General features: G+C 44.6%; 13 protein-coding genes and 1 other RNA gene. All 14 read left to right on the plus strand.

Annotated elements, in window-relative coordinates; all coding sequences use genetic code 11:
• Positions 1–150 precede the first annotated feature (150 nt).
• The 14 genes from ACFOEK_RS07935 to ACFOEK_RS07995 all read left to right on the plus strand — a co-directional run bounded on the left by ACFOEK_RS07935 (position 151) and on the right by ACFOEK_RS07995 (position 14,239).
• Positions 151–1,407, plus strand: coding sequence for an ABC1 kinase family protein (locus tag ACFOEK_RS07935; protein ID WP_386718826.1), 1,257 nt, complete (start codon positions 151–153; stop codon positions 1,405–1,407).
• 46 nt (positions 1,408–1,453) lie between these two features.
• Complete coding sequence (locus ACFOEK_RS07940) at positions 1,454–2,518, plus strand: MBL fold metallo-hydrolase (protein WP_386718829.1); 1,065 nt, start codon at positions 1,454–1,456, stop codon at positions 2,516–2,518.
• Positions 2,519–2,616: 98 nt separating this feature from the next.
• An RNA gene (gene ffs, locus ACFOEK_RS07945) (signal recognition particle sRNA small type) lies at positions 2,617–2,713 on the plus strand.
• A gap of 206 nt (positions 2,714–2,919) precedes the next feature.
• Complete coding sequence (locus tag ACFOEK_RS07950; RefSeq protein ID WP_386718832.1) at positions 2,920–3,891, plus strand: transposase; 972 nt, start codon at positions 2,920–2,922, stop codon at positions 3,889–3,891.
• Positions 3,892–4,138: 247 nt separating this feature from the next.
• On the plus strand, positions 4,139–6,433 hold the full coding sequence (locus ACFOEK_RS07955; RefSeq protein ID WP_386718835.1) for an RHS repeat-associated core domain-containing protein: 2,295 nt from the start codon (positions 4,139–4,141) through the stop codon (positions 6,431–6,433).
• Positions 6,433–6,933, plus strand: coding sequence for an ankyrin repeat domain-containing protein (locus ACFOEK_RS07960; RefSeq protein ID WP_386718838.1), 501 nt, complete (start codon positions 6,433–6,435; stop codon positions 6,931–6,933). Before ACFOEK_RS07955 ends, ACFOEK_RS07960 begins: the two co-directional genes overlap by 1 nt.
• Before the next feature lie 206 nt (positions 6,934–7,139).
• On the plus strand, positions 7,140–7,607 hold the full coding sequence (locus ACFOEK_RS07965) for a hypothetical protein (RefSeq protein ID WP_386718841.1): 468 nt from the start codon (positions 7,140–7,142) through the stop codon (positions 7,605–7,607).
• Positions 7,608–7,716: 109 nt separating this feature from the next.
• On the plus strand, positions 7,717–8,688 hold the full coding sequence (locus ACFOEK_RS07970) for a transposase (RefSeq protein ID WP_386718844.1): 972 nt from the start codon (positions 7,717–7,719) through the stop codon (positions 8,686–8,688).
• A 171-nt stretch (positions 8,689–8,859) separates the two neighbouring features.
• A complete protein-coding gene (locus tag ACFOEK_RS21240; protein ID WP_449280222.1) occupies positions 8,860–9,111 on the plus strand; it encodes a hypothetical protein in 252 nt (83 codons plus the stop codon).
• A gap of 585 nt (positions 9,112–9,696) precedes the next feature.
• Positions 9,697–10,335: a biofilm formation regulator BacA gene (gene bacA, locus ACFOEK_RS07975; RefSeq protein WP_386718846.1), complete on the plus strand. Its 639-nt coding sequence runs from the start codon at positions 9,697–9,699 to the stop codon at positions 10,333–10,335.
• Between the two features lie 40 nt (positions 10,336–10,375).
• Positions 10,376–11,062 carry a PspA/IM30 family protein gene (locus tag ACFOEK_RS07980; RefSeq protein ID WP_386718849.1) on the plus strand — a complete coding sequence of 229 codons (687 nt, stop codon included), beginning with the start codon at positions 10,376–10,378 and terminating at the stop codon, positions 11,060–11,062.
• Between the two features lie 70 nt (positions 11,063–11,132).
• Positions 11,133–11,372: a hypothetical protein gene (locus ACFOEK_RS07985; protein WP_386718852.1), complete on the plus strand. Its 240-nt coding sequence runs from the start codon at positions 11,133–11,135 to the stop codon at positions 11,370–11,372.
• A gap of 74 nt (positions 11,373–11,446) precedes the next feature.
• Positions 11,447–12,106 (plus strand): DUF1449 domain-containing protein, encoded by a 660-nt coding sequence (locus ACFOEK_RS07990; protein ID WP_386718855.1) that lies wholly within the window; start codon positions 11,447–11,449, stop codon positions 12,104–12,106.
• 108 nt (positions 12,107–12,214) lie between these two features.
• A complete protein-coding gene (locus ACFOEK_RS07995; RefSeq protein ID WP_386718858.1) occupies positions 12,215–14,239 on the plus strand; it encodes a flotillin family protein in 2,025 nt (674 codons plus the stop codon).
• Positions 14,240–14,354: the final 115 nt, after the last annotated feature.

Here is a 14,354-nt window from a genome sequence, read left to right on the forward strand (position 1 = left end):
CTTGTTGATGGGTTTGACGAAAAAGCGATGGGTTTGTTCGAAGAGTGTCATTTTTCTTTCGTGAAATGGTCAACTTTGGGTGATTTATTGTCATCTCTTGAATAGAATATTGTTGCTAATTTTGATGTGTTTGGCCTGGGAGGGCTGTCAATGTTATTGAGTGGAATCAAAGGCGCATGGAGAATCGCGCAAACGACTTCAGTACTTGCCAGAAATGGTTTTGACTGGCTTCGTGGAGATCGTCCTCCAACCCCTAAGTTATTAAGAGAAACGTTTGAAGATTTAGGGGCAACCTACATCAAATTAGGGCAGTTCATTGCCAGCTCACCGACGCTCTTTCCTGAAGAATATGTTGAGGAATTTCAAGCCTGTCTTGATCAGACCGAACCTCTTCCTTATTCCTACATCGAATCTGTTTTGCAAAAAGAACTGAGACAACCTTTAGATCAAGTCTTCTCTGAGATTAATCCCAAAGCCTTAGCGTCCGCTTCTATCGCTCAGGTTCATGCAGCTCGATTGGTGACGGGTGAAGACGTAGTGATTAAGGTTCAAAAACCGGGTGTGGAGCATGTGATTCATACCGACCTGAACTTTATTCATTTGGCTATGAAGATTTTAGAGATGATTACACCGCATCTTGAGATGGCTTCTTTATCTGAAATTGTGAATGAAATTCAAAAGTCCATGATTGATGAATGTGACTTCCTTAAAGAAGCTCAAAACATAGAAGCCTTCCAAAAGTTTCTCGATAACACGGATAATCATCTTGTTGTTGTGCCTAAGGTATATCATCAGGCAACCAGTCGTAGAGTGCTTACTATGGAGCGTTTATACGGTGTATCCATGACGGATTTGGATGCTATCAAACGCTACAGTGATAACCCTGAGCTAACGTTACGAATTGCGATGAATACTTGGTTCGCAAGTCTTCATCAGTGTGAAATTTTCCATGCGGATGTTCATGCTGGCAATCTAATGGTGCTGGAAGATGGTCGTGTTGGTTTTATTGATTTTGGTATTGTAGGTCGTTTAACACCGGGTACTTGGGATGCAATGAATGACTTTGGTGAGGCTTTAATTGCCGGTGACTATGAAACCATGGCAAATGCAATGGTAGTTGTAGGTATTACCAAGCAAAAAGTTGATACAGTGAAATTGTCATACGACTTGGAAAAGTTCATAAAGCGTGTTGATGGTATGCAATCGGTAAGTTACCTCGATATCACCGAAACTGAGAACGACATTAATAAGCTAATGACGGATTTCGTACGTATGGCCAAGCGTCATGGTATTCAATTCCCGCGTCAGTTTGGTCTATTGATTAAGCAACTTTTGTACTTTGATCGTTACCGTCATGTCATGGCGATTGATTTGGTTGCTGAAGATTACATGTCATTCTTGAATTAATATGAGCTGACATCGAATGGCACTTTGTCGAATGGAACCCCGTCGAATGACTCGACAACTCTTAAATAAAATAGTGGCTGGCTCTGTTATAGGGTTGGCCATTTTTAGTATCTACGCCTGTCAGAATCAGTCTGTTGAAGCGTCTTCGGATCTTCCTGCGCATCACTTGCCAGATGGCACCTTTCAAAATCTCTACCTTGAGAACAGCAAAAAATCGATTTTTAAGTTTCTTTGGGCAAAGTACACCTCTGACTGGTCTGATTGGGAAGGGCGGGAGATTCATGTTTTACCCGTAGACTTGAATAAAGAAGATGTTACTCAAAATTTTTATGATAAGCCGCGGATCAGTTGGATCGGTCACTCTACAGTCCTTGTTCAATACAAGAATATTAGCGTACTGACCGATCCTATCTTCTTTGATCGAGCATCTCCTGTAAGCTTTGCTGGCCCTTTGCGAGCGTTTAAACCAGCAATAGCGTTGGAGGATCTGCCTGAGATTGATTATGCCATTATCTCCCATAATCATTACGATCACTTGGATCGGTTAACCGTTGAGGCTATGGGCGAATCAACGCAATGGTTAGTGCCGCTAGGGTTGAAAGAGTGGTTTACTGAGCAAGGTGTTCAAAGCGTCATTGAACTGGACTGGTGGGAAGCGTATCAGGCCAAAGAGGTGACGTTACGACTGACCCCTGCTCAGCATTGGTCTAAGCGCACACCGTGGGATACCAATGAATCTCTGTGGGGGTCGTGGCAAATCCAGATCGGTGATTTCAATAGCTGGTTTGGCGGTGATACTGGCTACAACGACATTCAATTCAAAGAGATTGGAAGTAAAGTTGGCCCGTTTGATTTTGCAATGATTCCGATTGGCGCGTATGAACCTCGCTGGTTTATGAAAAATATGCATGTAAACCCTGAGGAGTCTGTAAAAATTCACAAAGACATTCGTTCGTCTTACTCCATGGGGATTCATTGGAGTACCTTCCAGCTAACGGCTGAACAGATTGATGCGCCACGTGAGGATTTGAAGACGGCTTTATCAAAAGAAGAGAAAATAATGCCTTTTGAGGCGGTACCTATTGGTTCAAGCTTCGAGATCATCTTATAACTTCATAGTTAAATCATTGCCAAGTATTGAAAAAGTCGCCTTTGCCCTTGACCTGCACAGGCACTTACCCCATAATTCGCGACCGTTGTGGTGGCCTCCATTGGTCCCCTCGCAACAATAAGCCGTGAACCTGGTCAGGCCCGGAAGGGAGCAGCCACAGCGGCCGACTTGTGTGCCGAGGGTGTGCTGGTGGAGGTCGCCTCCATTCTGCTTCCTCACATCTCTTTTTCCCCATAAAATTCCATATCTTTATTAACCATCGGCACTTGCTGAGGTTTAATCGTTGTTAAAATTCTTAGGAATAAATAAATAAAGACACCCACCCTAAGAAGATTGGCCGATAGTATCTTTAACTGTCTTTATATACAGTTGTTGTGTTCTTACTATCCAAGGCCAATCTCATGCCCAAACCACGCAAAGCTCAGATATCTCTTGATGCTACGCCTTACTATCATTGTGTTTCACGCTGTGTTCGGAGAGCTTTTCTGTGTGGCTTGGACCAACTCACAGGCAAGAGCTATGAACACAGAAGGGGCTGGTTAGAGAACAAGTTACTTTCCCTTCCTTCCATTTTCGCCATTGACATTGCAGCGTATGCCATCATGTCCAATCATTATCATGTGGTGTTGTATGTGGACTCTGAACAAGCCAGGAACTGGACCGATTATGAAGTGGTAGAGCGGTGGCATAAGTTGTTTCGAGGTTCGCCTGTTTCAGCTAAGTTCCTTCAACACAAGGAATTAAGTGACGGCGAAAAGACTACTCTAGATCTTTTAATTTCAAAATGGCGTGAGCGCTTGCAGGATATCAGTTGGTTTATGCGGGTTCTGAATGAGGCGATTGCTAGGGAAGCCAATCGGGAGGACCGATGTACTGGTAGGTTCTGGGAAGGGCGGTTTAAATCCCAAGCCTTGCTTGATGAAAAAGCCTTGTTGGCTTGTCTGGCGTACGTGGATCTCAATCCAGTGCGAGCTAAGATGGCAAGAACGCCAGAGCATTCCGACCATACCTCCGTTAAGAAACGCTATAACAAAGCTGTAAAAGCCTCAAATCCCAACCCGCCAGAACATCAAGTGAAAGGCTTGTTGCCGTTTACTGGGCACCCTAATAACGATATAAAAAAAGGGCTTCCGGTTCCATTAACGGATTATCTGGCGCTGGTGGATTGGACTGGGCGGATTATTCGTGAAGATAAAAGAGGCGCAGTTTCCAGTTTTCTACCACCCATTTTGGATCGTTTGAATCTGGATCAACAGGAATGGATTAAGCTCTCTCAAGGCTTCGAAACATCCTACAAAACCTTTGCTGGCTGTACGGAGAAAATGAAATTAGCTGGTCAGCTACTTGGATATCAGAGAGTGCGAACGACCTGATTTACTATTCCCCAAAAATAGACTGTGATCAGCGATTGCTGAGGTTTTGGTGTGTCTGAAATCTGTGATTTTGAAGGATCTTTTTGTGATCGGCTTTTGAACTGAGATTTGATGCAAGGGTTAGATGGTTTTGTGGTGATAGACTAGGTGTTTTTCTTAAAGTGGATGTCTATTTTTTTTAATCAAAACCACGCAACGTGGCCATACCGTCAACTACCGCTACGACGACAACGGCAACCGTACCCAAGTGGCCTCTCACGGGGGGACTACCAACTACAGCTACGACAGCCGCAACCGTCTAAGCACGGCGGTGGCCAATGGTGCTGTGACCGCGTACCACTACTTCCCGAACAACTGGAAAGACAAAGTGGTCTACCCGAACGGCACGGAAGTCGCCTACACCTACGACCAAGTCGGACGGGTGGACACCATCGTCAACCAACAAACCGATGATCAAAGTCTGATCTCCAGTTTTGATTACGACTACGATGACAACGGCAACCGCACCGAACAAATTGAAATACAGAATGGCTTTGCGGCCAGCAAACAACAAACCACGAGCTACGTCTATGACGACCTGGATCGCATGGCAAGCTACATCATTGTGGATAACGACACCGGCAACACGGTAGAAACCGCTTACCGCTTCTACCCAAGCTACGACCGTGAAACCGAAGTGATCACCGAAACCGTCGGCGGCGTCAGCACGGTTACCTCCAACCGCAGCTATCGCTATGACGAAACCAACTGGTTAACTGACGTCACCGATCAGGACAGCGGTAAGACCATCAGCTACAGCTACGACAACAACGGCAACACACTGACCAAGCTCGACAACATTCAGGCCACGCCGGAACAGACCGACTTCAGCTACAACAGCCGAAATCAACTGGTCAAAATCACCCGTGGTCCGCCGTCGGCTCAAACCAGCCTGGGGCGTTACGACTACAACTACGCAGGCATGCGTATCCGTCACTTGGGCTCCGACCGGGGTGATATCGAATACATCTACGATGGCCTGTCCATCCTTGAAGAAGTACAAAACAACACCGGCAGTTTGGTAGCGCATTACCGCTATGCGGATCGGTTGATCTCACTCACCACACCGACCGACAGCCAGTACTACCACTTCGCGACACTGGGTACCACCGCTAACTTAAGTGACGCCAACGGCAACGTCGCCAAATCCTACCGAACCGACCCTTACGGTGAAATCACCCACCAGGAAGGGGCGTCGGTCAACCGACAAGTCTTTACCGGCCACGAACACGACGACGAAACCGGCTTAATCTACATGAAAGCCCGTTTCTATGATCCGGACATGGCGCGGTTTATCACTCAAGACAGCTATTTGGGCCAGCCGGGTACGCCGCCGAGCTTGCATCGTTATTTGTATGCGTATGGGAATCCGACGGTATGGGTCGATCCGACGGGGCATGTTCCTGCGCTGGATGAAACCGGACAGTATTTGATGGATACCGGCGATAAGCTCTTAAATATGGTAGATGAAGATGATGGCCTTGCCTCTACTGCATTTTTTGGTGTTACCGCTGGAGCAAACTACTTAGTTGGTGGGGTTGTAGAGACCGTTAACTTTGGTCTTAATATTTTAGGTTCTGAAGGTTATTTAGGTGAAGGAGTTCAAGATAGGGCCACAGAAGAACTGCATCAGGCCTTTGATACGATTCATCACATATCGCAGAACAAGGAAGAAGTTGCTTCCAACCTAGTAAATACAGTTGTAAATGAGATTGGTGGTGCAGCTGCAGGAAAAAGACCCTCCCAAGCGAATATTATTGCAGGAGCTACCAGTATCTTTGGTGCCGGTGGCGCAGCAGCCCCAGGGAAGATCAGTCAGGGGTTAGGTCAGGTTGGTAAATCAATTGCTAATTCAAAGCTTGTAATCAGTGCGACGAATACAGCGGAAAGAGCGATTATAACCGGTGGTAACCGAATAGCTGAAGTTGGGAAGTCAGCTGCTTCTATTACTCGAAAAACAACTAACTTGACGGTAAATCATGCTAAGTCAGCTGTCAAAGCCTTTAAAGATTACCGAAGTGCTAATGCCTATGCATCGAAACTTTATAGCATATCAGGAAAATACGGAAAGCAAGCTGGTGCAGCTAGGATTGCATATACTAAGATTATTCGGGTTGGTAAACAGTATGTTCCTGAGATTAAACAATTTGGCGCGCATTTGGAAAAGTTAGGAAAGGATGTTCTAGGCTATAGCAAACCTGTAGCAGGACAGATGGATTCTCCACATGCCCATCATATAGTATTCAAAGGTAACTTCTTCCATAGACCTGCTATGCGTGCTGCTTTGTTAAGAAGTAGGGCTGTAATGGAGAAGCATGAGCTGAACTGGTATTCAGGTAAGGAAAATTTGGTTTGGGCTCCTAATGTTAAAGGCCAACATACGACGGCAAATGCTCAAAAAGTAGCGGATATTCTTGAAACTGCAGATGAGGTCGGTGGTAAAAGAGCTGTGGAAAAAGCTTTGAAGCGTATAGGTAAAGAGATGAGGAACTTGGAATTCTAATGGTTACGGAAATTGATAAACAGATATATGGGTTAGTGGAGGATGGCGATTGTGAGGGTGTAAGAGTATTGCTTATTCAGCATCCTGATAAAGTGAATGAACAACCAACTTATTATTCCTGGTTACATTATGCAGCTGAGAATAATGATACTGACATGATAGAGACTTTGTTGTCGTTAGGGGCAGATGTAAATGCTAAGGCTGCCAAAACCAACTCGACACCTATAGTAATGGCTGTCAATGAAAGAGCTCTGGAAGCAGTAAAATGCCTAGTAGAAAATGGAGCAGAGATTAATACTGGAGGTGGTGAAAGTGGTACTCCTCTCTCTGCTGCTTGCGCTGAAGGAGATTTGGAGGTGGTAGAGTATCTCGTCCTACAAGGAGCTAATATGAATGTTGTATTTGGTGATCCTCCAAATACTGCCTTGAGCTATGCGGTAATGTATAAACATAATGATATAGAAGAATATCTAAGAGAAAGAGGTGCTCGTTTGCCTTAGGTGTCCCGTCCGAATGTTGTCCCGTCCGAATGTCCGCAAGACTTTCGGCATGATATTTCAAGGCTGATTTTTAAGATTGCTGTTTAAAAATCAGCCAAGCTCTTTAATTGAAATACATAGACACCCACCCTAAGAAGATTGGTCGATAGCATCTGTGTCTGTATTTATATACAGTTATTAGGTTCTTACTATCCAAGGTCAATCTCATGCCCAAACCACGCAAAGCTCAGATATCTCTTGATGCTATGCCTTACTATCATTGTGTTTCACGCTGTGTTCGGAGAGCTTTTCTGTGTGGCTTGGATCAACTCACAGGCAATAGTTACGAGCATCGACGGGGTTGGCTAGAGAGCAAGCTACTCTCGCTTCCATCCATCTTTGCTATTGATATTGCGGCTTATGCCATCATGTCAAACCATTATCATGTGGTTCTCTATGTTGATGCAGAGCAAGCCAGAAACTGGTCAGATTATGAAGTGGCAGAGCGTTGGCACAAGCTGTTTCGCGGTTCGCCAGTTTCAGCAAAGTTTTTGCAATTTAAGGAATTAAATGAAGGTGAGAAGATTGTCCTTGATTTGTTGATTTCGCAATGGCGTGAGCGTTTGCAGGATATCAGCTGGTTTATGCGAGTTTTGAATGAGGTGGTTGCCAGAGAAGCTAATAAGAGAAGCTAATAATAAGAGAAGCTAATACATAGACACCCACCCTAAGAAGATTGGCCGATAGTATCTATAACTGTATTTATATACAGTTATTAGGTTCTTACTATCCAAGGTCAATCTCATGCCCAAGCCACGTAAAGCTCAAATCTCATTAGATGCAACGCCTTACTATCACTGTGTCTCACGCTGTGTTCGACGAGCTTTTCTATGCGGGCTGGATGAGCTAACAGGCAATAGTTACGAGCATCGACGGGGTTGGCTAGAGAACAAGCTACTCTCGCTTCCATCCATCTTTGCTATTGATATTGCGGCTTATGCCATCATGTCAAACCATTATCATGTGGTTCTCTATGTTGATGCAGAGCAAGCCAGAAACTGGTCAGATTATGAAGTGGCAGAGCGTTGGCACAAGCTGTTTCGCGGTTTGCCAGTTTCAGCAAAGTTTTTGCAATTTAAGGAATTAAATGAAGGTGAGAAGATTGTCCTTGATTTGTTGATTTCGCAATGGCGTGAGCGTTTGCAGGATATCAGCTGGTTTATGCGAGTTTTGAATGAGGCGGTTGCCAGAGAAGCGAATCGGGAGGATCAGTGCACGGGAAGGTTTTGGGAAGGGCGCTTTAAATCTCAAGCATTACTTGATGAAAAAGCACTATTGGCTTGTATGGCCTATGTCGATCTCAACCCGGTTCGAGCAAACATGGCTCGAGCGCCGGAGCATTCCGACCATACCTCCATCAAAAAGCGCTATACCAAAGCCGTAAAAACAGCCGACCCCAACCTGCCAGAGCAACAAGTGAAAGGCTTGTTGTCTTTTACGGGTTACCCGAATAACGATATGAAGAAAGGGCTTCCGGTGCCATTAACGGATTATCTCGCTTTGGTTGACTGGACAGGGCGGATTATTCGTGAAGATAAAAGAGGCGCAGTTTCCAGTTCGCTACCGCCCATTTTGGATCGTCTGAATCTGGATCAGCAGGAATGGATTAAGCTCTCTCAAGGCTTCGAAAAGTTCTACAAAACCTTTGCGGGTTGTACGGAGAAAATGAAATTAGCCGGTCAGCTACTTGGATATCAGAGAGTGCGAACGACCTGATTTACTATTCCCCAAAAATAGGCTGTGATCAGCGATTGCTGAGGTTTTGGTGTGTCTGAAATCTGTGGTTTTGAAGGATCTTTTTGTGATCGCCTTTTGAACGGAGATTTGATGCAAGGGCTAGATGATTTTGTAGTGATAGTCTCGGTGTTTTTCTTAAAGAGGGTGTCTATGTTTTGTTATGAAAACAACGAAAGCATTCAGCATCTAAGTGATCTGCCGAATAGGCAGCTGGAAATCAAGCATCAGAACAGTCTCGCCAAGCGTCAGAGTGATCTGCCGAATAGGCAGCTGGAAATGTCACCGACACCGACGTACACGCTGAAATCATGTGATCTGCCGAATAGGCAGCGGGAAATGTCCGTAGGCGAAGGGGATATCGCTATGTGGTGTGATCTGCCGAATAGGCAGCTGGAAATTTAAACAACGAGCCTCTTTAATTTCGAGATTGGTGACCTGCCGAGTAGGCAGTTGAAAATAGGCCTGGAAGTAAACATCCACATCGGTAAACGATTTCTGCCGTAGAGGCAGTTTAAAGGCATATAGCGATTAGTTATATGCCTTTTCTTTTGCTCAGGAAAAATGGAGATTTATGCAGGCTTATGGTGCAAGTTTATGCAGACTTATGGAGTTAAATTAGTTCTAAGTTATTGTTTTATAAAAATCGGCTATGCAGACTTATGGTGCTATCGACAGCTTCCTCTTTATTCAGTTTTTATATCTTTTTGCTTTAATGGCCCTTTCTTGTTTGCAAGCTTCTACGATTGATTATTAATTTAATTGATTATCAGATTATTCTTCTTGTATCTAAAAAGTCCTTTGACTTTTCTTTTTCGTAAAACCGCCCACTGCGTCACATTGCTGCTATGTTTTCATGTCTAAATTTCATGACTTGATACTCTTACAGGTCATATCCTTTCTTGAGGTATGATTTATTACATGTGATGCTTTATTTGTTACATGTAAATTTATTTGACAGTGTTACATGTAAGTATTATTGTTGGCTTTATGAACAAAAAATCATCAGCACATTATCAACGAGAATTCAGGCGACGACTGCGGGAGCAGGGGTTGGTTAAAAAGGAAGTTTGGATTCGTCCGGAGCACGCGAAGCGTTTGTCTGCTATCGAAAAGCAGCTGCGCAATTCGAGTGTTTCTACGTGGATTAATACAGGAGACGTAATAATGGGTAATGCAAGTGAGTCCATGACTATGTGGACAACAGGTTCTTTGTACGAGGCATTGTTGAAAAAGCCCTTGTTTAGTGAGGGTGCGGCGAGTATTGAATTGATCGATGGTGTTGAACCATCTCTTCATATTGTTATGAAAGAGTTTGGTGATTTACCGGTGTTTTTAACGGTGGCTGGCGAGCAGATTATTGTTGAGTCTGTTTTGTGGAGCAGTGATGAAGTGGCTGACGTCACAGGTTTTAATGATGCGGTGTTAAGAACGCATAAGTATTTCCCGCTCTCGACCATTAGTTTGGATTCAATGGCGGATGGGCAGGATTACTACCATATGTTCGGAGCACTCAGTGCATCGTCTTTGTTGGATAACATTATCTTTGAAATTGAGGTGTTGGCGACAAATGTGATTGAAGCAACCGAGGCTTATGGGGAGTTTCTAACCTCTCAGGCAGCATCTTAATCAATAGTTAACGCATTAGTTAAAAAAGAGGTAGATCATTATGAATATCTGGGCAAAAATGATGACCGCACTTCGAGGTGGGGTAAATGAGGCCGGTGAAGCGATTGTTGATAGTCAGGCGTTACGCATTTTGGATCAAGAAGTTAGGGATGCGTCTGAAGAGTTAAGAAAGTCAAAAGAAGGCCTGGTTTCTATTATTGCTCGCCAGAAGTTGGCGGAAGAAAAGGTATCAAAGCTGAAGCTGAGTGTTGAAGAATACGAAGGGTATGCTTTGAAAGCACTCGAGAAAGGCGATGAAACGCTTGCTCACGAAGTGGCTGAGAAAATTGCGGATTTGGAAAACCAACTAGCAACTGAACAAGAAGCGGCTAATGGTTATGCGCAAAGCGCTGAAAAGTTGAAATCTGCGGTAAAACAAGCTGAAGCAAACATTAAGCGTTTGAAGCAGCAAGTGGATACAGTTAAGGCGACTGACAGTGTACAGCGTGCTCAAAAAGCGGTGGCGGAGCGTCATGCAGGGTCTAACTCCAAGTTGAGAACTGCGATGGATTCGCTAGAGCGAATCAAAGAGAAACAAGCGCTTGAGTCTGCAAAAATGGAAGCTGCAAGTGAAGTGGCTGTTGAGACCTCGAGTCAAAATCTACAGGATAAATTAGAGCAGGCAGGAATAGCTCCTGGTGCAAAACAAGCTGATGATATCTTGGCGAGATTAAAGAAAAAGTCTTAATCAGTCGCCCGGATTCACTGTTGAATCACTCTTTAATCAATGACGATTATTAACCTAAGGAAAGGTAAATATGAAAGAAAATCGTGACTATTTAGAAATGTCGTTTCAGTCCATCAACTGCTTTGCTGACGATGGCAAACTGGACGCGGGCGAGCTGATGAAAATCTTTGAAATCGCTATGCGTGACGGTGTAGTTGATGAGAATGAACGACGTGTACTTCGTAATATTATTTCAAGACTGACGCCTGAAGAGCTGACTTCTGAAATGAAGGAGGCGCTGAAAACTATTCAACAGGAAGTTGCTGTTTGATGGCTTCAGCAATGAAGGGCGTTGTTTCCTTCAAACGTTTTCTACATGTTCAAAGTTCATAAAAGGAGGTAGTTATGTTCGCGATCTTACTGAGCGATAAGATGGACCCGTTCTATCAAAATATTGCCTCCTTCCCGACGGTATTTTTCACCTTCTTTTTCGTCCTATCTCTATGTTACTGGTTAATCGCCATTCTGGGAGTAGTCGATTTAGAGTTTCTGGATCTACCTGATGTAGAAGGTGATGTACCATCTGCAACTACCCTAGGAGGCGTGTTATTTAAGTTCGGTTTAAATGGCGTGCCTCTGACCATTATTATTTCAATCATGTCTTTGATTGGATGGTTTTTATGCTATTTCATCGTGCATTTCTTCTTCGGATATGTACCTGATGGACTGTTGAGGTATTTGGCTGGTTTACCTGTTCTTATTGGTTGTTTGTATGTGTCGGCTCTTATCACTGGGCAACTGATCAAACCATTACGACCCATTTTCAAAAAGGCTAATGCTGACTCAGTGAAAGACATTTTAGGACAAACGGCGGTAGTACGTTCTTTGAGAGTAGATAATTCCTTTGGTGAGGTATTTCTCAGTGACGGTGGGGCCGGCCTTATTTTTAAGGCAAGATCAACCGGAGATCAAACGTTTAAAAAGGGGGATAGGGTGGTTCTCTTCGAGTACTTGGAGAACGAACATGCCTACCGCGTTATTTCTGAGGAAGAGTTTCTTAATTAAGGCAGAAAACTAATGAGCTGCTCGTAAAGTTCTGTGGTTTTCTTATGGATTTAGGCTCAACTAATACCAACAGAGTTATAAGTTTTATTAACAAATGGAGTAATTGTTATGGCTGATTTATCAGTATTAGCGCCCTTTACAGCAATTGTAATTGCTGTTTTGGTTTTTATTTTTGGCTTCTTGATGGCTGTAAAGGCGTTTTATGTCAAGGTCGCTCAAGGTACAGCGCTTATTATTAACGGTTTGGGTTCAGTGCCAAAGGTTAAATTTACCGGTGGTATTGTCCTTCCAATTATCTACAAAAAAGAATTGATGAAAATTTCATTGATTACTTTGGAAGTAGATCGCCGTGCTAAAGACGGTTTGATCTGCGCGGATAACATGCGTGCAGACATCACCGTTGCCTTTTACCTTCGCGTGAATGAAACCCAGGAAGACGTACTTCGCGTTGCTAAATCGATCGGTGCAGATCGAGCCTCTGATAAAGACGCAGTATATGACCTGTTTGCAGCTAAGTTCTCAGAAGCGCTGAAAACCGTAGGTAAGCAGATTGAGTTCGTTCAGTTGTTCGAAAACCGTCTTCAATTCCGCGAGAAGATCATCGAAGTCATCGGTGATGATTTGAATGGTTATGTGCTGGAAGACGTTGCCATTGATTACCTTGAGCAAACGCCTAAAAACGCGCTTGATCCAAATAACATTCTGGATGCTGAAGGTATCAAGAAGATTACCCAGTTAACAGCGGATCAAAACGTTATCACCAATGACCTAGAGCAAAATGAAGCTTTGGCGATTAAGAAGAAAAACGTTGAAACCCGTGAAGCGATGCTGGAATTAGAACGTCAGCAAGCGGATGCAGAAGCGAAGCAAGAGCGTGAAGTTGCCACCATTCGTGCGCGTGAAGAAGCGGAAACGTTGAAGGTTCAGGAAGAAGAACGTCAGAAAGCAGAAGAAACCAAGATTCGAGTGGATCAGGAGTTGGCTGTTCAGACTGAGAACCAGAAGCGTGAAATCGAAGTGGCCGAGCAGAATCGCCAGCGTGCCGTTGTGATTGAAGTTGAAAAAGTAACGCGTGCGAAAGATCTAGAGATCGTTTCTCGTGAGCGTGAAGTAGAACTTCAGAAGATTGAAGCTGAAAAAGCGGTTGAAGTTGAGAAAAAAGAAATTGCGAACGTGATTCGTGAGCGTGTGGCTGTTGATAAAACAGTAGCAATTGAAGAAGAGCGCATTAAAGAAGTTCGTGAAGTTTCTGAAGCAGATCGTGCGAAGCAAGTTCAAGTACTGACTGCCGAAGCGGATGCTGAAGAAGAGAAAGTGAAGCAAGTGAAGGCGGCGGAAGCGGAAGAACAAGCGGCTAAGTTCAAAGCGGTTGAAGTCACCACTATGGCTCAGGCAAACCTTGAAGCAGCTGCGAAAGAAGCTGACGCTAAGAAGAAGATGGCTGAAGGTCAGCAAGCTGAACAAGCGGCAAGCGGTCTAGCGGAAGCGAAAGTGCAGGAAGCGAAAGCGGATGCACTTGAGAAAGAAGGTCTTGCACAAGCAAATGTGATTGCGGCACAAGGTGAATCTGAAGCGAAAGCCGTTCGTGAGAAAGGTTTGGCGGATGCTCAAGTGATTGCAGCGAAAGGCGAATCGGATGCGAAAGCATTGCGCGAAACTGGCTTGGCGGATGCAGAAGTTATCGGTGCGAAAGGCGATGCCGAAGCGAAAGCCCGTAAAGAAGTTGGCTTGGCGGAAGCCGCTGTTACTCGCGAGCACTTCAAAGCAGAGGCCGAAGGTCTGGTCGACAAGTTCGAAGCTATGGGTCAGATGAGCGATCAAGCACGCGAACACGAAGAGTTCCGTATGAGCTTGGAAACGGCCTTCAAAGAAGCTATGGCGTCTATTGAAGCTGGTAAAGACATTGCGAAAGAAAACGCAGAAGTGCTTTCAACTGCATTGCAGAAAGCGAAGATCGACATCGTGGGTGGTGAAGAGCACTTCTTCGATACCTTTGCGAAGTCATTGTCTCTCGGTAAAGCCGTTGATGGTTTAGCGTCGAAAAGCAGCACCGTTGGTGCCTTGTTGGCGAAGGTACTAGACACGCAAGGTAAGAGTGCGCCACCAAAGCCTGAAGGTGAGGTCTCTCACTAAGCGCTAACTCAAAACTTCTGGAACCAAGATGACTGGAATCAACACGTCTGGTCTCTTGAGTTGTGGTCACCTGCGAAGGTGGCCACGCCCCTCTTTTTCTGTACTGAGTGAAGGA

This window comes from Litoribrevibacter euphylliae, from assembly GCF_042646085.1.
Taxonomy (GTDB): Bacteria; Pseudomonadota; Gammaproteobacteria; order Pseudomonadales; family Litoribrevibacteraceae; genus Litoribrevibacter; species Litoribrevibacter euphylliae.